Genomic DNA, 24,684 nt, shown 5'->3' on the forward strand with positions numbered 1-24,684 from the left:
TTCATTTTAATAAAGAGACGTACTCCAGATATACAATTCATAGAAATAACAAAAAAAGCAGGAAAGATTAAATAAAAGCATCCACCGTTTTATAGGCATTTATTACAGCTAGTTCACCTTCTTGATCTGGTCGGGAATTTCCGTGTTCCATCCCCATAACCCCATTATACCCTTTTTCATGAATGAACTTAAAAACATTTTTATAATTTATTTCACCCGTGGTAGGTTCATTTCTACCAGGGTTATCCCCAATTTGAAAATATGCAATTTCCTCCCAGCAGGCCTCAATATTCGGAATTAGGTTACCTTCCTGGATTTGTTGATGATAAATGTCAAAAAGTATTTTGCATGAAGGAGAATTAACCGCCTTACAAATTTCATAGGCCTGAGAAGAACCTGTAAGAAATAATCCGGGATGGTTTCGGAAGTTTAGGGGTTCCAGTACCATAGTTAAATTATGTGGTTCTAATAAAGCACTGGCTTGTTTCAGGGATTCAATAACATGAGCGGTTTGGTATCCCATAGATAAGCCTAAGTCTAAATGTCCGGGCACAACAGTCATCCATTTCGCGTTTACACGCTTGGCTACAATAATGGCTTTCTTCATATAGTCTAAAAACTCTTCCCGTTTCTCCGTTTCTCCGGATGCCAGATTTGGTTCAGTCCAATAGATTTTATGTGCTACAAAAACACCCATTTCAATGCTCCGGGCGGCCATGGTCTTTGCCATTTCTTCCTGTAAAGCAACGGAACGCTCCATCATTCCATTGTCCTCAAAAGCAGTAAAGCCCTGGTCTGCCATGAAATTAAGTTGAGCTATTGGGTTTTCACCAGCACTATGTTTAAACATACCAAGGTGAGGTGCATATTTCAGATGAAAGGAATGCTTTAAAGGTGTTTTAGAAATAGAGCCCAAGGCAGAAAACCCAGTCAGGGACAGGGCGCTTGCACTGCAAGCTGATTTTGTTATAAAACTTCTTCTTTTCAATTAAATTAATTATAAGGACCAGTCTTTACCCCCTGTGAGTTCATTAAGATCACCACAACCGATATATTCTCCGGGAACCGGCAGGTATGCGAGCACTTCCTCTCCAACATATTCTGAAGTTTTGTATCCCCAAATTGTCATATCGCGGAGATTCTTTGCAAAGGAATAACTGACTACCTCATCAGCCAACGCCTCATTTTCTCCTTTAGCAATTGCCGAAGTATTTTTAATAGTTAGTTCCGCATTCTTTATGTCATCTTCTTCGCTAACTTGCAGGGCAGCTGCTAAGACGGGTTCCAGGTCTTCAGAAGTTAAATCATCTGCTTTCTTTTTGCCGGAATCCTGTAAAGCCGTTTCAATGAATTGTTCAAAAGACACTTTGACCATGGCTTGCTGTCCATCTTCCATAACCTCGTTCGTAAAACGATCTATGAATACATGAACGTTCACTTCAGTGGCCGAAGGCGTATCTGTTTTAGGGAGGATAATATCTACTAGCTTGTAAATTATATTGCCCTCCTCTTTGGTAAAAAAATCAGGTTTCCAGTCAATTGTATTTACATCATTACATCCTTGAACAAGGCTTAATAATGTTGGGGTGGCTATAGTATATCCTAGGGCAAGCCCCATATTTTTTAACGCTACTCTTCTATCCATTATAATAATCCTTTTTTAAGTTGTTCAGCAGCATGGGCTGCAGCACGAGCCGTGAATGCCATATAGGTCAACGAGGGGTTTACGCAGGCTGCTGAGGTCATAAATGCCCCATCTGTCACATATACATTTTTGACTTCATGTACCTGATTGTATCCATTAAGGACAGAGGTTTTAGGATCTCTTCCCATCCGTGCAGTGCCCATTTCGTGAATGCCTAAACCAAGGGCTCCTGGCCTGTCATAAGCTTCAACGTCTCGGAGTCCGGATTTTTTCAGCATTTCATACGCCTGTTCTTTCATATCTTCCCGCATCTTCCACTCGTTTTCTTTAAACTCAGCATCAAATGTTACTGTTGGTAATCCCCAACCATCTAATTTGTCATAATCTAATGTCATCCGGTTATCTTCATAGGGCAATACTTCACCAAAACCGCCCATCCCAAAGGTCCAGCCACCTGGTTTTAAGATAGCCTCTTTAAGGTCTTTTCCATGTGATAATTCAGAAACGGCATCTTCCCAATTACCCCTGCTGCCACTTCCCTGATATCCATATCCGCGTATAAACTCTTTCATATTAGTATCTCCGCCAATATTCCGGAAGCGCGGCACATAGATTCCATTAGGTTTTCTTCCCTTATAAAATTTGTCTTCATAACCGTCATATTTTCCCGCGGCGCCTACCCCCAGATGATGATCCATAATATTTCTGCCTAACTGATCTGAATCATTACCCATTCCGTTGGGGAACCGATCCGATTTTGATTGCATCAATATTGATGTAGAAGCTATAGCAGAGGCACAAAGGAATATCACCTTTGCTTTAAATTCAAAGGTTTCTTTGGTAACCCTGTCTATTACTTTTACTCCGGTTGCTTTTTTGGTATCGGGATCGTACATAACCTCATGAACAATAGAATCGGGTCTCAGGGTCATATTTCCGGTGGCTTCTGCTGCCGGTAAGGTAGAGGAGTTACTGCTGAAATATGCGCCAAAAGGGCATCCCCGTATACATCTGTTTCTAAATTGACACCGGGTTCTCCCATCCCCGTCAAACTGTTTAGCACTGTTAATATGGGCCACTCGGCCAGCGGTGATAACGCGCCCCCCAAAATTATCGGCTACCTTTTCACGGACATGTTGTTCAATACAGTTTAGTTCCATCATAGGCTCAAACTCACTGTCTGGTAATTGTGGAAGCCCTAAACTTTCCCCTGTCACCCCAATATAAGTTTCAACTTTGCTATACCAGGGTGCTATATCCTTATATCGGACCGGCCAGTCAACAGCTATGCCATCCATTTTATTGGCTTCAAAATCCAGATCGCTCCAACGGTAGCTATGGCGCCCCCAAAGCAATGATCTCCCACCCACGTGGTAACCGCGCATCCAGTCGAATCGTTTTGTTTCATTATAGGGATGTTCCAGGTCATTGACGAACCAAAAATTATGTTGTGCTCTTACGGTGTAGCCTGTACGCGCTTGTTTTGATTGTTTGGCTACTTCTTTCGGGGGCATTTCCCCATTATTAGGAAAGTCCCAGGTATCCATATTTGCCGTGGGATAATCTTCACGATGCTTTACCATTCGCCCTCGTTCCAGAACAAGTGTCTTTAATCCTTTCTCACACAATTCTTTTGCTGCCCAACCACCACTAATACCAGTACCTACAACAATCGCATCATACAAGTCCTGTTCTTCATTGTAATAAAATTTACCCATGTAGTACTATTGTTTACTTGCTAAAAGTATCAAATATAAAATTAATTTTCTACATTTAAAGTCATATTAACTTATGGAGTCTTCATTAAAATGAAATGTAAACTGAGAATATAAAAAAGCTTTATTTTATAAAGGTTGAATAACATTTTAAAGCCAATTCCAGTGATATTTCGAATGAGAAAATATAGTTACCTAAGGTTTTAAAAGTATACGAACTATTTTACAGAATCAGATTTATGAAAAGAAGAAAATTCATTAGAAATAGCACCCAGGCAGGGATAGGTTTTTCTTTGCTTGGAATTTATTCCTGCAAGGACGAAAAGAAAGTTGTAAAAGAAGAAGAAAATGTTGAAAAAGATGCGCTTATGTCCATGGCCCCCTTTTTTAAATTATCCCTGGCACAATGGTCTATTCACAATATGATCAATAATGATGGTGTTGATCCTTATACCTTTGCTGAAAAAGCCAGGAATTGGGGATTTAAAGGACTGGAGTATGTAAGTCAGCTATATAACAAAGAGTTGGAGCCCGCCAATTATTCAAAGGAAGCCATGCAATCTTTTGTAGATAAATCTAACGCCGAAGCTGAAAAACACGGATTAAAGAATGTCTTGATCATGATTGATGGACAAGGAGATCTGGCAATTTCCGATTCTAAAGAACGTAAAAAAGCAGTTGAAAATCACTATAAATGGGTTGATGCTGCCGCGTCTATGGGTTGTCACTCAATTAGAGTGAATCTTTCGGGGAGTTCCGATCCAATTGAATGGAAAGCCAATTCAATTGACGGCCTTTCCCAGCTTTCCACATATGCAAAAACGAAAAATATAAATATACTTGTGGAAAATCACGGAGGACTTTCATCGAATGCTGCTATGCTCTCTGATGTGATGACCCAGGTAAACATGTCAAATTGTGGCACCTTACCTGATTTTGGTAATTTCTGTATAAAAAGAAAAGATCCAAAAGATTATTCTGCAGGCTGCGCAGAGAATTACGATATTTATAAAGGCGTAAAAGAACTCATGGTGCACGCCAAAGCAGTTAGTGCGAAATCACACAATTTTGATGCAAATGGAAATGAGACAGAAATAGACTATGTTCATATGCTACAAATTGTTAAGGATGCGGGTTATACGGGCTATATTGGTGTTGAATACGAAGGAAGTGAATTATCTGAAGAAGAAGGGATTATAGCCACAAGAGACTTATTGCTCAAAGCATCTAAAGAAGTTACCTAACCACGCATCATGACCTATGAAAGTTTTTTTTAATCAGCTCTTTGATTACAATTTTTATTGCAATAAAAAGCTTATCGAGGAGTGCATTAAACTCGATAAGGTACCGGAGAAAAGTATATTGTTATTCAGCCATATCCTTAATGCCCACAATTTATGGAATGCAAGAATTCTTGGGAAACCTGCTGATTATAAAGTTTGGCAGATTCACCCTATTAAAAATTGGGGGGATATTCATTATGAAAACCAAAGAAGTTCTTTTGAAATAACCACGAATGCTACAGATTTTGAAATAAGGATAGACTTTGATAATGAAGAAGGAAGGCTTTTCACAAGTACTTTACAGGATATATTATTTCATATTATAAACCATTCTACACATCACAGGTCCCAAATAGCTATGAATTTTAGGGAGAATGAACTGGAACCTCTTTCATTAGACTATATTTTTTATAAACGCTAGCGGAAAAATTCATGAATAAAAAGATTCAGGTTCAACTTTCAATAATGATGTTCTTGGAGTTTTTTATTTGGGGTAGCTGGTATGTTACTATGGGTATTTATTTACCTAATAGTTTGGATGCAAGCGACCCTGAAATCGCCATGGCTTATTCTACACAATCCTGGGGAGCAATTATTGCTCCGTTTATTATCGGACTCATCGCAGACCGTTATTTTAATGCAGAAAGGATTTTGGGAGTATTACATCTTATTGGGGCAATTTTAATGGTGCAGTTGGCTTATGCAACAAGTTTTAATGGATTTTACCCTTATATTTTAGGTTACATGATATTGTATATGCCAACCTTGGCACTGGTTAATTCGGTTTCCTTTAATCAGATGGATAACCCGGCAAAACAGTTCTCCTTTGTTCGCGTTTTTGGAACCGCAGGTTGGATAGTCGCTGGTTTAGCTATTAGTTATTTCTTTCATTGGGATTCTATGGAAGGTTTAGCCAAAGGCTATCTTAGAAATACATTCCTAATGACTGCAGCAGCATCGGGCGTATTGGGAATTTTTAGTTTTACCCTGCCAAAAACACCTCCTTCAATAACAGGGAAAAGAAAAATAAGGATAGCAGATATTTTTGGATTTGAAGCCCTAAAACTTTTAAAGAACAGAAATTTTTTAGTGTTTTTTCTGGCTTCTGTATTTATCTGTATTCCTTTGGCCTTTTACTATCAGCATGCAGGACAATTCCTGGGAGAAATTGGGGTCTCAAACCCGGCAGGTAAAATGACTATAGGTCAGATATCAGAGATTCTATTTATGCTTCTTTTGCCTTTCTTTTTTAAGAGGTTTGGCTTTAAAAATACAATGATAGTTGCTATGTTGGCTTGGATGGTGCGTTATATCTGTTTTGCCTATGGAAGCGCCGGAGAATTTTCATTCCTTCTGCTTCTGGGAATTGCTTTACATGGCATTTGTTATGATTTCTTTTTTGTATCGGGCCAGATATATACGGATAGCAAAGCGGGACCAAAATACAAAAGTGCAGCCCAGGGATTGATTACCCTTGCTACTTATGGAGTTGGTATGTTAATGGGATTCTGGATTGCGGGAAGAATAACGGATTATTTTATTCTGGAAGAGGTCTCACATAATTGGGAAATGATCTGGATGTTTCCTGCGGCATTTGCACTTGGGGTTTCTGTATTGTTTGCGTTCTTATTTAAAAACGAGAGAATTGCCTATAAATCTTAGATATTTTACATAAATTGAACCGACCATATAGGTTCAAACAAGAGATTAAGAATCATGAGAAAATGGCATATTTTGAAAAGATTTTAACGAAAAGGTGAATATTAGAATAATAAAAATGATAAAATAAAATGGCAAAAAAAATTAGATTAGGAGTAATAGGCGGAGGAGGAGATTCCCTCATTGGGGTATTGCACAGAGTAGCTTCGCATATAAATGATAATTACCAAATAGTGGGGGGAGTTTTTAATCCCGATTTTGAATTGAACATGGAATTTGCAAAAGAAATTGATGTTCCAACAAATAGGATTTATAAGGATTTTGACACCCTTATTGATGAAGAATTAAAGCTGCCTAAAGAAGAAAGAATGCAGGTATGTTCAGTTCTTACGCCAAATTTCCTGCATTTCCCTATGGCCAAGAAACTGTTGGACAATGGGTTTCACGTGATCTGCGAAAAACCAATGACGACTACTTTGGCAGAAGCAAAAATTTTACAGGAGGCTCATAAAAAGGCAGGGACTGTTTTTGCCGTAACGCATACATACACGGGCTACCCGATGGTTCGTCAAATGCGTGAGATGATCAAGGATGGGGCTTTAGGCAAGATTCATAAAGTAGACGCCAGATACTATCAGGGATGGATTAACACAATAATCCATGACAAAGAAAAACGCTCCTCTGTATGGAGGCTGGATCCCAAAAAGGCAGGAATAAGTTCCTGTATGGGAGACATAGGGGTACATGCTTTTAATCTTATAGAGTATACTACAGGGTTAAGAGTAAAATCTTTGTTGTGCGATTTCAATTACCTCTATGATGACAACCAAATGGATGTAGACGGTACTGTATTATTGCGCATGGGAGAACATATTAAAGGTGTCATAAGAGGCAGCCAGGTGGCCACAGGTGAAGAAAACGGATTGGCAATTAGAATTTATGGTGAGAAGGCTGCTTTTGTATGGGAACAGGAAAGGCCTAATTTTCTCTATATGTTGAGTGATACAGAACCAACTCAAATATATAAACCGGGGCATGGATATAATTCTAAGCTATCTCTTGATGGGACTAAATTACCGCCAGGACATCCCGAAGGGATTTTTGATTCCATGGCTAATATTTATTTAGGAGCTGCCAGGGCTATACGTGGAGAAGATTATAATGACGGCGAATTCCCAACTATGTTAGACGGTGTTCGGGGACTTAATTTTATTGAAGCTACCGTGGAATCTAATAAGGAGGGTAATGTTTGGGTAGATATGGAATAATCATAACTACACTATAAAAAATAAAGAGTCGCTCAAAGCGGCTCTTTATTTTAATATATTTTTTCCTTTTATTGTATTGGCCGTATCATATAACTGAACGATAGATTGGTTGCAGGTATTTGATACTCTTTATGTGGCATTAGCCCCCAACTATTATCTCCCCCAATTCCCATTTGACTTTGGTCTATATTGATGTTGATCAGATCTCGTTTCGGAATATCAAATGTGTGGCGTTGCTGTTTCTCTTCTCCTTCATCAAAATCGGAATTATATTGGTGATGTGCGCTAAACCCAAAAGTAGTAGGGGCGGTAATTAAAATTCCCTTTCCATTACCATTGGTAAAAGAAAGTGTGCGCACATCGGTGCGATTACCATTTTCCTGTGGACGAATGTATTCAAAATATAAATCTTCAACTTTTGCCTCGTACAATCCCACTAAGGCCGAAGTTTTACGGTCCTGATAGTTTTCATGGGCTCCCCTGCCATACCAGGTTACATTTTCGTAGGCATCATCGATAACGAAATTATTGCCAAATCGTGGTAAAATGGGAAGAGTTTCATCAATCCCCGTTAACTGAGTTTTTACCAATATTTCCCCTTTGTAGTTGATGCTATATGTTATAGCTACTTGCCCTTCAACGGCTGGCAATGTATAGGTTGTGGTCAATTGAAAATCTTTTTTGACCTTAAAAGGGTTTTCAGCCAATTTTACCACATCCATTACTTTTTTCTCTCCATTGGATTTCACCTCTAGAGCGACTAGATTTTGATTATCAGTAGCTTCCTTCCACTTTTTTAGTTTTAAGGGCATATTGTAGCCAAAATCATTGTCGGTCGGTGCACGCCAGAAATTTACGCGCTGTCCTTTTATAATGATGTTCCCTTGACCATAATCTAATGTAACAAGTTTGCCATCATTGCTGTTGAACCCAATTTCAAATCCATTTCCCAAGACTTTGATGGTGTTATTTTCTTTTCTTACAGATATTCCTTCTATAGAATTCTCAAAAATAGCGGGTTTGTATTCGGTTAATTGAAATTGTTCATAGGCTATTAAAAAATGCTCAGGGATTAAAGCAGAAGCTGTTTTGGTGGTTGCAAAAATGTTTAAAAAATATTCTGCGTTTTTGTTTTTAAGTTCAGGTAATTCTAGTTGTAATTCTTTTGATGCATAGGGAGCTACTTCTACCTCAGGTATGTTCCCACTCGCTATCTGAATTCCATTTTCCATCAACCTCCAAGAAAAATTGTATTCTGAGAGATTTGTAAAATCATATTTATTTGTAAGGGTAATTTTGCCCGTTTTTGGATTTTCTGAATCAAATTTTACGTATTGGTATACTTTTTTCACTTCATATAAGGAAGGATGTGCAGACCGATCAGGATTTACGATTCCGTTTAAGCAAAAATTATCGTCGTTTTGAAGATCTTGTCCACCAAGATCTCCACCAAAAGCGTAAAATTCAACGCCTTCTTCATTTTTGGTTTTGAGACCTTGATCTACCCAATCCCAAATAAATCCGCCTTGTAATACATCATACTTTTCTATAGCATCCCAATAATCCTGCAAGTTGCCAACGCTATTCCCCATGGCATGTGCATATTCACATTGTATAAAGGGACGTTTTGGATTGTTTTCCGCATAGGCTATGCTTGCTTCTATAGTGGCGTACATAGGTGCCTGTATATCAGAATTCGCATACATTGTTGCTCCTTCATATTGCACAGGCCTTGTGGCGTCATGCGCTTTTAACCAAGCGTAAGTGGCCTCAAGGTTTTGACCATTACCCGCTTCATTTCCTAAGGACCAGGTAACAATGGAAGTATAGTTTTTATCACGTTCGAACATGCGAATAGTACGGTCCAGGTGCATGGCTTTCCATTCCGGTCTATAGCCCGGGTGAATTTTTTTGGCCGCTTCGTTTTTATCAAGGCCTTGATTGGTTGTACCCATTCCATGAATTTCTATATTGGCTTCATCTACAATATAAAAGCCATATTTATCTGCCATCCTATAAAAGAATGCGTTCTTGGGATAGTGACTACAACGAATCGCGTTTATATTAGTGCGTTTCATCACTTCCATGTCTTTTAGTGTTAGTTCTTCACTAATAACATGTCCGGATTCTTCATCATGATCGTGTAAGTTTACCCCTTTGATTAGTACAGGTTGCCCATTGACCAAAAATTGGTTGTTTTTGATTTCCACTTTTCGGAAACCTATTTTTGAAGTTATAGCTTCGGTAACCATTCCTTTTTTATTTTTGACCGCAAATAATAAGGTGTAGAGGTAGGGTTTTTCAGCATTCCAGGTTTTTATGTTTGGTATCTTCTTTTCAAAGTTTAGTGTATTGTTCCCTTTTGTAAGGTCAATTTTTTTGGTTTCTGCATAGATTTCGGTATCACCATCCAATAACTTTACCTGTATTTGATATCCTTTAGCTTTTTGGTCAGAAGTATTGATTTGTAAATTAAGTTTGAGCTTACCATCGGTATAGTTATTTTCTAAATCCGCTATGGCCCTATAGTCTTTAAGGGTTGTTTTATTAGTGGCATATAGGTAAACATTTCGGTCTATACCGCTGAGACGCCAAAAATCTTGATCTTCCATATAACTGGCGTCAGACCAGCGTAAAACCTGGACAGCCAGCGAATTTTTCCCCTTTTGAAGATATTGCGTAATATCAAATTCAGCAGGTGTTTTACTACCTTCACTATAACCAACTTTTTTTCCATTTATCCAGACGTATGCAGCACCACTTATACCCTCAAAGTGTAGATATATGTTTTTTCCATTCCAATTTTCGGGAATTTCAAAATTGCGTTTGTAGCTTCCTACGGGATTTTCATCATGGGGAATAAAAGGAGGGTTTTTGGGGAACGGATAAACTATATTGGTATATATAGGAATGCCCAATCCTTCTAGTTCCCAGTTAGAGGGAACAGATATTTTATCCCAGCCGGAAGTATCAAAATCAGAATTGAAAAAATCAACAGGTCTTTCCGGGACACTTTCAACATAGTTGAAATTCCAATTTCCATTTAAAGATTGATACAAGGGAGAGTTCTTCCAACTTTCATTTTCTAGTGCGTTTTTAACGGTTTCATACCTGTAAAAAGAAGCTGTTGGTGCTTCTCGATTAATTTGAAATATTTCAGGATTCTCCCATTCAGGATTCTCCCATTTTGGGGCTTGGGCGTTTGTAGCCAGAAAAAGAAAGTGACCAATTAGAATTGCAGAAAACCTAAAAATTTTATTATAGGATACTAAAATATGCATGACGGTATTCGTTTAAAAAATGGATTCTCCAAGATGAACAAACTTTTAAGAAGAAAGACATAGTTGTCTATCTTTCAAATACCTTTTCAAAATACTCACATACAATGATCATACTTTCTCTTGGGACTCTTCCAAATGCTTCTAGTTCTCGGGTATACTGATCCCAGTGTTTCGTTTTCCAGTATGCTAGGGACAAATCCCCTTCACCTTCAATTTTAGAATAAGATTCCCTAATGCTAAAGAATGGTTTAAGACGCACAGCCACCGTTCTTAAAATACATTTGGCATCTCCTTTCCAATCTGTTAGTACTGTAAAATCTCCAATCCTGGGAAGCGGTTCCTTTCTATATTGAAGTCCTAGTAAGGAATGAGAAGTGGCTCTTTTTTTTCCTGACAAGATTAAATTAAGCGTTTCTTTTACTTCTTTTTCATTTTCACCAATTTGTGTTACTTTGGGCTCATGTGAAAAAGCGTACTCAAGGTGATTATCTAAATAGTCTCCCCACAAATTTCTAGCTGATGCATTTTTCATACAATATCCACTTTTGATTTAGGAAAATTTTCCTGCATTAATCTCTTTAGCGGCATGATGGGCTGCTCTGGAGGTAAAAGCCATATAAGTAAGAGATGGATTAACACAGCTGGCAGATGTCATAAACGCGCCATCTGTCACATAAATATTAGGCACGTCATGAACCTGATTATTTTTGTTTAACACAGAAGTCCTGGAATCCCTTCCCATTCGTGCCCCACCCATTTCATGAATGCCAAGACCGGGTCCGGTAGTTCTGTCATAGGGTTTTATATCTTTGAATCCTGCAGCGGTAAACATTTCTGTAATCTGTTTGATAATATCTTCCCGCATTTTATATTCATTTTCTTTAAATTCAACATCAAAGTCTAATTGCGGTAGTCCCCATTGGTCTTTTTCGGTAGTACTCAGGGTAACTCTGTTGTCATGATAGGGGAGCATTTCACCAAATCCTGTAGCACCAATTTGCCAGCTTCCTGGTTTTAATACAGCCTCTTTTAAGTTTTTTCCATAACCGAGTTCTGCTACTGAAGCGGTCCAATCCTCTCTACTGGCCCCGCCCTGGTATCCGAAGCCCCTCAAGTATTCTTTCTTTGAAGTCTTTGCATTTAAATTTACAAATCGGGGGATGTAAAACCCATTAGGACGTCTTCCCTTATAATATTTATCAAGATGCCCTTCTACTCTTGCAGAAGCACCTAGTTGATAGTGATGGTCCATTATATTTCTACCCAATTGGTCATGATCATTACCTATACCATTGGGAAAACGTTCTGATTTGGATTGCAGAAGGATTCCCACAGAGGCCATTGAGGAGGCACATAAGAATATCACCTTTGCTTCAAATTCAAAATTTTCATGAGTTTCTCTGTCTATAACCCGGACTCCTGTGGCTTTTTTGGTATTATCGTCGTAAATAATTTCATGAACAATGGAATTTGGCCGCAATGTCATGTTTCCAGTTCGCTCTGCTGCGGGAAGTGTAGAAGAATTACTGCTGAAATATCCTCCGAAAGGACATCCGCGCCAACATCTGTTTCTATACTGACAAGGCGTTCTTCCTTCTATATTACCTTCTTTATCTGTAATATTTGCTACACGCCCTATAGTAAGTAATCGGCCATCATCGAACTTCTCAGATAATACATTTTTTAAGTCCTCTTCCGGGCACATAAGATCCATCGGGGGATGAAATTTACCATCAGGCAGATGTCTTAAACCCAGTTTTTCTCCACTAACCCCTATATATTCTTCCACCTTATCATACCATGGAGCGATATCCTTATAACGCACTGGCCAGTCTACCCCAATGTTTTCTTTTAGGTTGGCTTCGAAGTCAAGATCACTCCATCGGTAACTCTGACGGCCCCATGTTAATGATCGTCCTCCTACATGGTAACCACGAATCCAGTCAAAACGTTTTGTCTCTACATAAGGGTGCTCCAAATCGTTCACAAAAAAATGCTTTACATCTTCTTTAGGCGCCCAATTTACCCTTCGTTGCTTGTGGTATTTTTTCTGGTCTTCTCTGGATAGTTCATTGTTGTTAGGAAGATCCCATGTATCCATATTCATTGTAGGATAATCTTCAATATGCTTTACCATAGGTCCTCGTTCGAGAACCAGGGTTTTCAGCCCATTTTCACATAATTCCTTGGCAGCCCATCCACCACTTATTCCGGTGCCTACAACTATGGCGTCATATTTCTCCTTCTGATTCATGCTGTATTGTTATTTTAATTCTGATGTAATTGCTATATTTAACACTTCCCAAGTGAAGAAATAAAAGTTGAATTTTTACCCATTAAATATAGGATTTAATTCTTAAAACGTAACAAAATACAAATTTGATTAACTAAGCAGAACCGTATCATGAAAACAATTAAAGGACCCGCCGTTTTTTTAGCCCAATTCGTAGATAGTAAAGCCCCGTTTAATTCGCTTGATGGCATGTGCAAATGGGCATCTGACTTAGGGTATAAAGGGATTCAAATACCCACTTGGGAAAACTTTTTAATTGATTTGGACAAGGCAGCTGAAAGTCAGACCTATTGCGATGAATTAAAGGGGACCATTAACTCGTACGGATTAGAGATCACTGAACTATCTACGCACTTGCAAGGGCAGCTGGTGGCTGTTAACCCGGCTTATGACCTTATGTTTGATAATTTTGCTCCTGATGCTGTAAAAAACAATCCGAAAGCGCGTACAGAATGGGCAATAGATGTTGTTAAAAAAGCCGCTACAGCAAGCAGAAGATTGGGAATAAGTGCTCATGCCACATTTTCCGGAGCGTTATTATGGCACACATGGCATCCATGGCCTCAGAGGCCACCCGGATTGGTAGAAATGGGCTTTGAAGAACTGGCAAAAAGATGGCTGCCAATATTGAATCATTATGATGAGGAAGGGGTTGATGTATGTTATGAAATTCATCCTGGAGAAGATCTCCACGACGGAGATACATTTGAGAGGTTCCTGAAGGCAACAGGAAATCATAAGCGGGTAAACATACTTTATGACCCCAGCCATTTTGTGTTACAACAATTAGATTACATTGCTTATATAGACCATTATCATGAGTTTATTAAATCTTTTCATGTTAAGGATTCTGAATTTAACCCCACAGGCAAAAAAGGAGCTTTTGGCGGCTATAATGACTGGGGCGACCGTGCAGGCCGGTACCGTTCCCTTGGAGACGGACAGATCGATTTCAAAACTATTTTCTCAAAGTTAACCCAATACGGTTGTGATGTGTGGGCAGTGATGGAATGGGAATGCTGTATTAAAAGCCCGGAACAAGGAGCCCGTGAAGGAGCTATCTTTATACAGGATCATATCATTGAAGCTACCGAAAAAACATTCGATGATTTTGCCGGAGGTACCATTGATAAAGAAATACTCAAAAAAATCCTGGGAATCTAAACAATACAACTATGAGAAATATACTGAGTATTATGTTGTTTGCCGGCCTTTTAATTGGTTGTAAGGAAAAATCAAAGAATCAGGACGCGGAAAATACCGTCTCATCTAATATAGAATCCACGATGAACGCTGGTGAAGAAAACGAATGGACTGTCCTTTTTGACGGGACGTCCTTTGATGGATGGCATGTTTATCCTGGAAAGGAAGTGCCTGATGCATGGAAATTGGAAGATGGTGCTATGAGGTTACGCACAGATGAAGCCAGAACAGATGGCAACAGGTTTAATCTGGTGACGGATAAAGAATATACAGATTTTGTACTATCGATAGAATGGATGGTTACAGAAGGAGCAAACAGTGGTATTATGTGGGGGGTTTTTGAAGATCCTAAACACTTGGAACCATATTATACAGGACCTGAAATTCAAGTTTTAGATAACATAAATCACCCCGATGCCAAAAACGGAACAACGCACCAGGCAGGCGCTCTTTACGATATGATTGCACCATCTGAGGATGTTGTTAAACCCATTGGAGAGTGGAATACTTATGAGATTACAATTAATCATAAGACCAATGAAGGGATTGTAGTACTCAATGGAACAAAAATCGTGGAGTTCCCGGTCACCGGGGAAGGATGGGATACCATGGTGGCTAATTCTAAATTTGCGGACTGGGAGGATTTTGGAAAATACCAAACGGGGAAGATCGCATTGCAGGATCATGGCGAAGTGATAAGTATAGGATATAGAAATATTAAGATAAAAGAACTGTAACCATGAATCGATACTATTTGCTATCAGTTATACTTTTGATAATAGGTTGTAAACAGGGATCTCAGGATACGCCCATGCTTCATGAAGACACTTCTGATGAGGTAATAGTTTATAAGGAATACATGGGGGAAGAACCTACAGAACCTGAACAGACGGAATTCTATGAACCCGTTCCACCCATAGTAAACCCAACAGGAAATAACGGTGCGCCAAGCGATGCTATTGTTCTTTTTGATGGCAGCGATTTTGAAAAATGGGAGATGGTAAATGATAGTTCTTCCGTGGTTTGGCATCTGAATGATGATGGTAGTATGACAGTAAAAGATTTAGCAGGTAATATACAGACCAAACAGAAATTTGGGGACGTACAGTTACATATTGAATGGAGGTCTCCTGCGGAGGTGCAAAGGGATGGCCAGAATAGGGGAAATAGCGGAATATTTTTATCAGGTCTGTATGAAGTTCAGGTTTTAGATAATATTGATAATGACACCTATGTAAATGGCCAGGTGGCTTCTATTTACAAACAGCACGTTCCGTTAGCGAAAGCTTCGGTGCCTACCGGAGAATGGAATACCTATGATATTATTTATCACGCACCTGAGTTCAATTCAGAAGGGGGTAAAATAAAATCAGGTAATATAACCGTAATCCACAATGGAGTACTCGTACAAGATCATGTGGAAATTAAAGGAACTACTCCTTATATAGGATGGCCGAAAAACCCACCTCATGGCAAAGGACCTTTGATGCTTCAGGATCATGGTGATAATAGCCGTGTTAGCTTTAGAAATATATGGATTAGGGAATTATAGCAAAATTCCCCGGGGGTCAAAAATTCACTTTGAGATTTTAGTACCTTTACGAAAATTAAAGACAATTTATGATCCAATCCATGACAGGGTTCGGGAAGCATACGGTACAGCTTCCATCTAAAAAGATCACCATCGAATTAAAATCCCTAAACAGTAAAAGCCTGGATATCAATGCCCGTATGCCTTCGGCCTATCGGGAAAAAGAATTGCAGCTGAGAAAGACTATTGCAAGCTCGTTGATCAGAGGAAAAATAGATTTTGGTTTATATGTGGAAATGACCGGAAACGAAACTTCATCAGTAGTAAATGAGGGAGTGCTTAGACAATATATGGAACAGCTTAAGTCAATCGCAGATGGGGAAGACATAAGGCTAATGGAAATGGCACTAAGATTACCGGATGCTCTTAAAACCGATAGGGAGGATATTGATGAGTCTGAATTTAAGATCATACAGGATACCTTGGAGAATGCTTTAAAAGAGATAAATGATTTTCGAACCGAAGAAGGTGTAGTACTTGAAAAGGATTTTATAGAGAGAATATCTTCCATTAAGAACCTGTTAAAAAACGTCATTCTAATGGATCCGGATAGGTTGGCCACAATTCGCGAGCGATTAGAAAAGGCCGTAGCAGATTTAAAGGCCGAAGTTGACGCTAACCGATTTGAACAGGAACTGATTTATTACCTGGAAAAATATGATATTACTGAAGAGAAAGTGCGATTGGATAACCATTTGGATTATTTTATTGAGACCATGAAATCTGCCGACTCCAATGGTAAAAAACTGGGTTTTATCAGTCAGGAAATTGGACGAGAAATCAATACTATAGGATCTAAGGCCAATTATGCCCCGATGCAGCAGTTAGTTGTACAAATGAAGGACGAGTTGGAAAAAGTTAAGGAACAAATGCTCAATGTACTTTAATGAAAGGAGGTAAACTTATTATTTTTGCGGCTCCCTCGGGAAGCGGTAAAACAACAATAGTAGAACATTTATTGAAGCAGGAGGAGCTAAATCTGGCATTTTCGGTTTCCGCCACTTCAAGACCAAGAAGAGGGAAAGAAAAACATGGGGTAAATTATTATTTTATGTCAATTAATGAATTTAAGCGACATATAAAAAATGATGATTTTTTGGAATGGGAAGAAGTATACAGAGATAATTTTTATGGGACTTTAAAAAGTGAAGTTGAGCGTTTGTGGTCAGAGGGAAAGAATGTAATATTTGACATTGATGTTGCAGGTGGCTTGCGGATCAAAAAAAAATATCCCAATAAGACGCTGGCAGTATTTGTAAAACCACCAAGTGTGGACGAACTAAAAATCAGACTAAAAAAGCGAAGTACTGAAAGTGATGATAAAATTAATATGCGTATTGCAAAAGCTTCTGTGGAATTGGCTACTGCTCCGCAATTTGATAAAGTAATTAAAAACTACGATTTGGATACCGCACTTGATGAGGCGCATGAGTTGGTTGCAAATTTTATTGGAGTGAAGAAAAAATAGCCCTAAAGCAGAGGGGCGTTATGAAGTCTGAGACAAATTCTATTGAAATATTATAATGGGTATAGGATATAGCAATTCTTTATGAAAAAAATTGGTCTATATTTCGGGACATTCAACCCTATTCATATCGGACATTTGGTAATTGCCAATTTTTTGGTAGAGTTTTCTGATTTGGATGAAGTGTGGTTCGTGATTACTCCGCAGAGTCCGTTTAAGGTAAAAAAGACGTTACTGGATAATACCCATCGCTATCAAATGGTGTTTGAAGCTGTCAAGGATTATCCCAAACTTAAGGCAAGCCAAATTGAATTTGATTTACCACAACCAAATTATACTATAAATACTTTGGTTCATTTAGGAGAGAAGTATGGTAAAGACTACCAATTTTGCCTCATAATGGGCGAGGATAATCTGAAAGGATTCCATAAGTGGAAGAATTATGAGGTGATATTGGAAAATCATGACATCTATGTATATCCGCGAATTTCTAATGGTTCTTCGGATCACCAATTTAGGGGACATCCAAGAGTGCATTGGGTAAATGCTCCTATTATGGAAATCTCATCCACTTTTATACGAAAACAGCATAAGCTGGGTAAAAATATCAGGGCAATGCTGCCTGATGCAGTCTGGAATTATTTAGATGAAATGAATTTTTATAGATGATAGTCAAAAAAAGGGCCTGGTATAAATTATACCAGGCCCTGCAAAGTAGCAACATCAGGGGTAAAATTTTGTCATCAATTAAGGACGGATATTAAAGAAATTCTCCGTTCTCGCTCATCATTACTCTCATTGTTTTATCCCCATTTACCAATTTAATCTTAAAGTTCTTTTTGGCGCCTTCTCTATCCTCATACCTTATTCGATATACATCCTTGACAATCTCCCAGCTTGGGAATCTGTCCTGTAATGCTTTACGTACTTCATCTGGTAATGGAACATCGTTGTATTTTTCAATGGTTCTTAAAATTTTACCATCGGGACCATAAGCAGCGACTAATTTGCCATCAGGAATCACAAATGAAACAGTATAATAGTCATAATTATCCTGATAAAAATCCTTTGTTGTTACATCATAGGCTGCCGCTTTGCGTTCCAACATTTTAACAGGCACCGGAGCTTCTTTGTTATCTGTTGTACTTAAATACTTATAATTTACAGCCTCAATAACAACTTCGGATAGTTCCTCTACTTTGATCTCTTGAGAATATGTCAGGCTGGCTATCCCAAAAGCCAATAAACCGATACAAATTTTTTTCATGGTATTACGTTTTAAAGTTAATATATAGCCTCTTTCTGGCGTTAATAGCACAAAGATATCTTCCTTCAAAGTTTCCTGAAATGATTTGGATCAGTTGAGCTTCAGGCAAATAATCAAATTTTAAAAATTTAAAGGTTCTGCCGCTAGTCGTCGGACAGAACCTTTTTAATTTAGTCTTGAAGCTACCTGACTATGGTAACTCCAATCGGATTAAGTTAAACTGCTTCCTAAAGAAATTCGCCATCTTCGTTCATCTTAACCTTCATTGTTCTTTCCCCATTCTGTAATTTGAGCTTATAATGTTTTTTGGCGCCCATTTTATCTGTATAAGTAACGCGATAAACATCGCTTACTACATCCCAGTTTGGGAAACGCTCTAACAATGCTTTAGTAACAGCGCTTGGTAATTTAATGTCTTTGAATTTTTCAATAGTTCTTAAAATCTTGCCGTCAGCATCATAAGCGGCTACTATTTTGCCGTCGGGAATATAGAATTCCACGGTATAGTAGTCATAATCATCCTGATAATAGTCTTTAGTGGTTACGTCATAAGCGGCAACTTTACGTTGCAGCATTTGAACAGGAACTGCGGCCTCTTTATTATCTGTTTGATTTAGGTATTTGTAATTCACAGCTGTAACTACAACTTCAGATAGTTCTTCCACTTTGGTAATTTGTGAATATACCTGGCTAACCAGGCCAATAGCCAATAAACTAAGAATAAATTTTTTCATAATTCCAGATTTTAGATGTTGATAAATTTTACGCTTTGTAGCGTAACTTAGGTTAAAAGTATAAAAAGAAATATTCTAACGAAATGATCTTGGTCAGTTCAAATAAGAGGGCCCAACAGGTTAGTAGGGCAGATATTATTCATTAAGCCACCACTAATCTGAACTTCTTTAGTGGTAATTTTAATATTTAGGCAGCCATTGTTAAAAGGGTATTTATTTTTTGATGAACGGATCAGGAATGCTTCTTAGTCTTTTAACCCAGACGTTTTGGTAAGTGTATCCGTACCTAAATATTTGTCATCTTTATTGTAGTACCATGCCCTTATTTTTGGCATTTTAATCCCGTTAATTTCCTCCAGACCATTAAGAATTATGTATTCACCATCATTTTTTTCTTCATCGTGGTAAAACTGATAAACCTCTAGGGCATAAGTTGCGGGATCAAAATAAAAGTACCAGGTATCGTTTCCTACAGCTTCATCATAGGTAACCTTAAGCACATCATAAATTTTGCCCTTAAATGTTTTCTGATATACTTTTCTATCTAACAAGGTTCCCGGATTTTTTAACTTCATTGGCAGCCCGTATAAATAGGTGTAATAGTTTCTCATGGTTTGGGTCCGGTCGCATGTTAATCGATGTTTCGCAATTTCATCCTCAGAAACTGTTTCAGAACCATTGAGCAGAAGTTTACAATTCCCCTTATTTATAATTTGCTCTGTAATTATGTTGTCTTTATTAGTAACTAACTTAAAATATTGCTGAGGAAGATCAATGGTTATCTCACTTAACCTATCACTACTATTAGGAGTCTCCATGGTAATGAATAGTTGCCCTTTAAAATCCACCCAATTTCCTTGCGGATCGTGATAGGCTATCGCTTTGTTGAGCAATTGATTAGGTGAAAGGTCCTGCCCAAAAAGGATGGTAGTACTCCAAACGCAAAATAACAGTAAGAAAGCTTTTGTCATGATTTGATTATTTTCTTATTACAAGGAATTACAATATCTTAAATTTACTTAGAATTAGCTATTTGTTTACTTAAATTTAAAAAATAGACTAAAGTAGATACATGGAATACGGCTTTACAGATATTTTACAATTGATCGGCTCCCTGGGGTTATTTCTCTTTGGGATGAAAGTAATGAGCGATGCCTTGTTAAGGCTGGCAGGGAATAAAATGCGGTCTATTCTTGCAACCATGACTTCTAACCGGTTTTTAGGTATAGCAACCGGCTTTCTTATTACATCTGTAATACAATCTTCCTCTGCAACAACACTTATGGTGGTAAGCTTTTCAAATGCATCTTTACTAACCTTGCCTGAAGCCATAAGTGTAATCATGGGTGCTAATATAGGTACTACCATTACCGCATGGCTGATTACGCTTTTGGGATTTAAGGTGAGTATGAGCTCTATAGCCCTCCCTTTGGTTGGCTTTGGCTTTATATTTACGTTTTCAGAGAAAGAGAATACAAAAAATTGGGGAGGATTTATCATAGGATTTGCAATTCTGTTTATAGGATTACAATTTTTAAAAGATGCTATGCCCAATATTGATGATAATCCGCAAATTCTTGAATTTCTCAAGCAGTACACTAATGCCGGGTTTTGGTCTGTGCTTCTTTTTTTATTAATTGGCACAATTCTCACCCTGATCATTCAGTCTTCCAGTGCTACTATGGCACTGACCTTAATAATGACAGCACAGGGCTGGATTCCATTTGAGTTAGCTGCCGCTATGGTATTGGGAGAGAATATTGGCACCACTATTACGGCCAATATTGCGGCCATTGTGGCCAATTTCCAGGCAAAAAGGACAGCAAGAGCCCATCTTATTTTTAATATTTTGGGTGTAATCTGGATGCTGGCTTTGTTTTATCCATTTTTAAGGATGATAAGTTGGACAGTGCAGGAATTGGGGTCTCCATCTCCTTTTGTAAGTGCCGCAGCTATACCAGTCGCTATTTCATTATTCCACACGGTTTTTAATATCCTGAATACATTCATTTTGGTTTGGTTTATTAAGCCCATCTCCCGATTAGTTGAAAAAATAGTACCTGAAGTTGTAGCCCCGGATATGGCAATAGAAGTACCCAAATATTTAGACAAGGAAATGTTAAAGTATCCGGAAACCGCAATTGCTTCCATAATAAAAGAAACCAAATATTTATATAAAAATGCCATTTTTGAAATTGTGGCTCATGCATTAAATATTCACCGGGAAGATATCATATCAGATATTAAACCGAAAACTGTAGTCAAAAAATCGACAAAGGATTTTAAAACGGATGTTCGGGCATTGTATTTAAGAAAAGTAAAAACTATTTATGGGGAAATCATAAAGTTTGCAGTACAAGCGCAAAGTAACCTTAAGTTAAATGATGACCAAAACAATCAAATAATGGAACTAAAAGTGGCTAATAGGAAAATGGTTGAAATAATTCGCAATGTCCTTGATTTGGGAAATAATGTTTCGAAATATTTAGCTTCTGATAATAAATATATTAAAAATGCCTATGATAAGTTTAGACAAAAAATAGTTAAGGTATTACGGGTTATTTATTTGTTCCGTACTGAAAAGGAAAAAGAACAACATCATCAAAAACTCATGTTACTAAGGCAACAAGCTAAGGAGAGTATACATAAGAGCAATCTGGAAATTGACCGTTTAATTAGAAAAGACTTAATAACAACCGATATGGCTTCTTCTCTTGTGAATGACACTGACAACCTTAACAGTCTAATAAAAGAACTTATCGACGTTGCCGACATACTTTATGGCCGTTCTAGCACAACTTTTGATGAAACAAAGGCTATGGATAAAAACGAGAAGGACATCTTAGTGCCAGCAAAGTAAAATCTACCTTAAACCAGACCTCAAGGGACTAAAATTAGGTGTGTACTTTGCTATTAAAAGTGATGCTAATCTGTTGTTCTTGCAAGATCAACACTGCGATCGTGCATATCATAATATAGTTCCAGTAAATTAATAGTCGCCGTCATCAAATCCTTCGTTTCTAACAGAAGTGAAAAATATAAGGTCGTGTTTTTTGGACTAGATTCTTCCGAACGGGTTCTTTGTACTTGTTTTTCAACTTTAAGAGAAACCATTTTAAATAATTCTTCCTTTTGTTGTAAAATCCTTCCAATTTCTTCAAAAGAACGATTATCAAACGCCTGTTTGGAACGGCCAAGAAGGGATTCCATTTCTTGATTTATTTCGGTAAGTTCTTTAACCTGATTATACTTTAATTTTTTGTGATTATTGTTGACATGCTTATGGGTAATTTTTGTAATGTATTCAAGAGATTGTGCAATATCCGTTAAATAGCCCAAAATATTTATATAAAAATTACTTGCCTCTATACTACTATCATCAAGATTTTTAATAAAGTAAAATAAATTGTCTCTTAAATCATCTATTTCATCCGATAATTTTACAACATTTTTCTTATTCTTTTTAAGTGTATCCAGGTCTTGCTTCGCCAAACCGTCTATACTATTTCTATACAGTTTACTACTCCTTTTAAGTACTTTAGAAATATTATGAGCACTTTCTTCTATTACACCCTGTATGGAAGTACTTTCTGATCTAATTAACATATCCTCGGCACGTATAGCCTTGGCTTTCCGGTTATAGGAAATGTAATTTCTTGCCAACAATAAAATAGCAACAAATAGCAATACCGCAATTGCAGCTCCTTTCCCGAAACTAATAATAGCTAAAATAATACCTGCAGCAAGGAATGCAACAATTGCAGTTGCAAACCAACCACCAATCACATTCAATACACCGGCCACCCTATAAACGGCACTTTCGCTGCCCCAGGCACGATCAGCCAGTGAAGTTCCCATAGCAACCATAAACGTAACATAGGTTGTAGATAAAGGTAATTTATAAGAGGTTGCAATTGAAATCAGTATACCAGCTACCATAAGATTTACAGCAGCTCTAACCATATCAAAAGCTGCATATTCATGTATTTTTCCTTTGGCCAGGGCAAGTGTAGGTTTTTTAAATTGCCTGTTAATTCTTTCAAGTAGGGAATTTGGCAATACCGTTTCAGTATATCTGGATGCTAAAATTGAAAGCCTTACTAAACCTCTAGACAAGTTATTTGGTTTAAAACGTTCTTTAGCATCTCCCTCTCTTGCCAAATTAATCTCAGTATCTGCTACATATCGCGCTTTTTTTGAAAACCATAATGTGGCTACCATAACCATACCTGAAATGAACAGTAATATTGTTGGTGTAGGCACTTTTGTGGCCAATACATCCATACTAAATTCTGTGGCGGCCACACCAGAAACTGTCCACGCCTCATAAGACTGATATGCTGCAATAGGGACACCAATAAAGTTTACAAGATCATTTCCTGCAAAGGCCAGAGCCAAGGCAAACGTACCTACCCCAATAATCAATTTATATATATTAGTTTTAGTAAGTTTTACCAATATATATGACAATAAAGACCAGAATACAAAACTGACCAGAACAATGGGTAATACCTGATTTTCCAAAAAGGTGCTAATGTTTACCCCTCCAATTAAATCGTAACTTTCACCGGCATAAGGAGTTCCTTTAATGCCCTTCATAAATATAAAATAGGTGATTGCAGATAATGCCACACCACCAAAAAGAGCACCTACCCACTTCGATTTTTTTTCAAAATCATATGACAATAAAATACGGGATATCCATTGTACAATAGCTCCTATTGAAAATGCTACCACTACAGACAGTAAAATTCCCATGATTATCTGAAACGCCTTTGAAGTGTTTATATAATTCACTACTTCTGAGAAACTCCCACCATCGGCACCAATTTTAATTAAAGACATGGCTACTGCAGCACCCAATAATTCAAACACAATAGATACCGTTGTAGATGTGGGCATCCCAAGAGTATTAAAGAAATCCAATAACAGGATATCCGTAATCATTACGGCCATGAAAATGAACATAATCTCATCAAAGTAAAATTCTCCCGGGTTGAAGATCCCTTTTCTGGCAACTTCCATCATCCCACTGGAAAAAATTGCCCCACAGGCAATACCCAAACTGGCCACTATCATAATTGTTCTAAAAGATATTGCTTTAGAACCAACAGCAGAATTTAAAAAATTTACTGCGTCATTACTTACGCCTACTACCAAATCTGCAATGGCAAGAGTAGCCAGTGCTATTAGCATTATAAAATAAATATTATCCATTATACAAAGAGGATTAATTTGTAAATATCTAAAGTATGCATTTTTAATATATTACCTAAAGGT

Annotated in this window: 21 protein-coding genes; 11 read left to right on the forward strand and 10 right to left on the reverse strand. The window is 37.8% G+C overall.

Annotation, left to right across the window (positions count from 1 at the left end; all coding sequences use genetic code 11):
- Positions 1–67: 67 nt before the first annotated feature.
- The 3 genes from Q0874_RS04525 to Q0874_RS04535 are packed head-to-tail and all read right to left on the reverse strand — an operon-like array spanning position 68 to position 3,363.
- Positions 68–988, reverse strand: a complete 921-nt coding sequence (locus tag Q0874_RS04525) for a TIM barrel protein (protein WP_299159904.1) — start codon at positions 986–988, stop codon at positions 68–70.
- Between the two features lie 9 nt (positions 989–997).
- Complete coding sequence (locus tag Q0874_RS04530; RefSeq protein ID WP_299159906.1) at positions 998–1,645, reverse strand: gluconate 2-dehydrogenase subunit 3 family protein; 648 nt, start codon at positions 1,643–1,645, stop codon at positions 998–1,000.
- Positions 1,645–3,363, reverse strand: coding sequence for a GMC oxidoreductase (locus tag Q0874_RS04535; protein WP_299159908.1), 1,719 nt, complete (start codon positions 3,361–3,363; stop codon positions 1,645–1,647). Before Q0874_RS04535 ends, Q0874_RS04530 begins: the two co-directional genes overlap by 1 nt.
- Before the next feature lie 236 nt (positions 3,364–3,599).
- On the opposite strand from Q0874_RS04535, the gene Q0874_RS04540 reads away from it, so the two are divergent.
- From Q0874_RS04540 to Q0874_RS04555, 4 genes are all read left to right on the forward strand, one after another.
- A complete protein-coding gene (locus tag Q0874_RS04540) occupies positions 3,600–4,604 on the forward strand; it encodes a sugar phosphate isomerase/epimerase (protein WP_299159910.1) in 1,005 nt (334 codons plus the stop codon).
- A gap of 16 nt (positions 4,605–4,620) precedes the next feature.
- On the forward strand, positions 4,621–5,064 hold the full coding sequence (locus Q0874_RS04545; protein ID WP_299159912.1) for a DinB family protein: 444 nt from the start codon (positions 4,621–4,623) through the stop codon (positions 5,062–5,064).
- 11 nt (positions 5,065–5,075) lie between these two features.
- Positions 5,076–6,305 (forward strand): nucleoside permease, encoded by a 1,230-nt coding sequence (locus tag Q0874_RS04550; RefSeq protein ID WP_299159914.1) that lies wholly within the window; start codon positions 5,076–5,078, stop codon positions 6,303–6,305.
- A 128-nt stretch (positions 6,306–6,433) separates the two neighbouring features.
- Positions 6,434–7,570, forward strand: coding sequence for a Gfo/Idh/MocA family oxidoreductase (locus tag Q0874_RS04555; protein WP_299159916.1), 1,137 nt, complete (start codon positions 6,434–6,436; stop codon positions 7,568–7,570).
- 68 nt (positions 7,571–7,638) lie between these two features.
- Here the strand turns inward: Q0874_RS04555 and Q0874_RS04560 are convergent, their stop codons facing one another.
- The 3 genes from Q0874_RS04560 to Q0874_RS04570 form a co-directional block, all read right to left on the reverse strand.
- Positions 7,639–10,851, reverse strand: a complete 3,213-nt coding sequence (locus Q0874_RS04560) for a glycoside hydrolase family 2 TIM barrel-domain containing protein (RefSeq protein ID WP_299159919.1) — start codon at positions 10,849–10,851, stop codon at positions 7,639–7,641.
- 67 nt (positions 10,852–10,918) lie between these two features.
- A complete protein-coding gene (locus Q0874_RS04565) occupies positions 10,919–11,383 on the reverse strand; it encodes an ASCH domain-containing protein (RefSeq protein WP_299159921.1) in 465 nt (154 codons plus the stop codon).
- Between the two features lie 18 nt (positions 11,384–11,401).
- A complete protein-coding gene (locus tag Q0874_RS04570; RefSeq protein ID WP_299159924.1) occupies positions 11,402–13,105 on the reverse strand; it encodes a GMC oxidoreductase in 1,704 nt (567 codons plus the stop codon).
- A gap of 150 nt (positions 13,106–13,255) precedes the next feature.
- On the opposite strand from Q0874_RS04570, the gene Q0874_RS04575 reads away from it, so the two are divergent.
- The 6 genes from Q0874_RS04575 (at position 13,256) to nadD (ending at position 18,072) form a co-directional block, all read left to right on the forward strand.
- Complete coding sequence (locus Q0874_RS04575) at positions 13,256–14,308, forward strand: sugar phosphate isomerase/epimerase (RefSeq protein WP_299159927.1); 1,053 nt, start codon at positions 13,256–13,258, stop codon at positions 14,306–14,308.
- 11 nt (positions 14,309–14,319) lie between these two features.
- Positions 14,320–15,084, forward strand: coding sequence for a DUF1080 domain-containing protein (locus tag Q0874_RS04580; protein ID WP_299159930.1), 765 nt, complete (start codon positions 14,320–14,322; stop codon positions 15,082–15,084).
- Between the two features lie 2 nt (positions 15,085–15,086).
- Positions 15,087–15,899: a DUF1080 domain-containing protein gene (locus Q0874_RS04585; RefSeq protein WP_299159933.1), complete on the forward strand. Its 813-nt coding sequence runs from the start codon at positions 15,087–15,089 to the stop codon at positions 15,897–15,899.
- A gap of 68 nt (positions 15,900–15,967) precedes the next feature.
- Positions 15,968–16,825: a YicC/YloC family endoribonuclease gene (locus tag Q0874_RS04590; RefSeq protein ID WP_299159936.1), complete on the forward strand. Its 858-nt coding sequence runs from the start codon at positions 15,968–15,970 to the stop codon at positions 16,823–16,825.
- Positions 16,825–17,406, forward strand: coding sequence for a guanylate kinase (gene gmk, locus Q0874_RS04595; RefSeq protein WP_299159938.1), 582 nt, complete (start codon positions 16,825–16,827; stop codon positions 17,404–17,406). Before Q0874_RS04590 ends, gmk begins: the two co-directional genes overlap by 1 nt.
- An 81-nt stretch (positions 17,407–17,487) precedes the next feature.
- Positions 17,488–18,072: a nicotinate (nicotinamide) nucleotide adenylyltransferase gene (nadD, locus tag Q0874_RS04600; RefSeq protein WP_299159940.1), complete on the forward strand. Its 585-nt coding sequence runs from the start codon at positions 17,488–17,490 to the stop codon at positions 18,070–18,072.
- A gap of 91 nt (positions 18,073–18,163) precedes the next feature.
- On the opposite strand, the gene Q0874_RS04605 is transcribed toward nadD, so the two are convergent.
- The 3 genes from Q0874_RS04605 to Q0874_RS04615 all read right to left on the reverse strand — a co-directional run bounded on the left by Q0874_RS04605 (position 18,164) and on the right by Q0874_RS04615 (position 20,375).
- Positions 18,164–18,670 (reverse strand): nicotinate-nucleotide adenylyltransferase, encoded by a 507-nt coding sequence (locus tag Q0874_RS04605; protein ID WP_299159942.1) that lies wholly within the window; start codon positions 18,668–18,670, stop codon positions 18,164–18,166.
- 227 nt (positions 18,671–18,897) lie between these two features.
- Positions 18,898–19,404 carry a nicotinate-nucleotide adenylyltransferase gene (locus Q0874_RS04610; protein WP_299159944.1) on the reverse strand — a complete coding sequence of 169 codons (507 nt, stop codon included), beginning with the start codon at positions 19,402–19,404 and terminating at the stop codon, positions 18,898–18,900.
- 245 nt (positions 19,405–19,649) lie between these two features.
- Positions 19,650–20,375 carry a DUF6503 family protein gene (locus Q0874_RS04615; protein ID WP_299159946.1) on the reverse strand — a complete coding sequence of 242 codons (726 nt, stop codon included), beginning with the start codon at positions 20,373–20,375 and terminating at the stop codon, positions 19,650–19,652.
- A 101-nt stretch (positions 20,376–20,476) separates the two neighbouring features.
- On the opposite strand from Q0874_RS04615, the gene Q0874_RS04620 reads away from it, so the two are divergent.
- A complete protein-coding gene (locus tag Q0874_RS04620; RefSeq protein ID WP_299159949.1) occupies positions 20,477–22,264 on the forward strand; it encodes a Na/Pi cotransporter family protein in 1,788 nt (595 codons plus the stop codon).
- Between the two features lie 65 nt (positions 22,265–22,329).
- Here the strand turns inward: Q0874_RS04620 and Q0874_RS04625 are convergent, their stop codons facing one another.
- Positions 22,330–24,621, reverse strand: coding sequence for an inorganic phosphate transporter (locus Q0874_RS04625; RefSeq protein WP_299159950.1), 2,292 nt, complete (start codon positions 24,619–24,621; stop codon positions 22,330–22,332).
- Between the last annotated feature and the right edge of the window lie 63 nt (positions 24,622–24,684).

Origin of the sequence: uncultured Eudoraea sp. (assembly GCF_947490415.1) — a bacterium.
Lineage (GTDB): Bacteria > Bacteroidota > Bacteroidia > Flavobacteriales > Flavobacteriaceae > Eudoraea.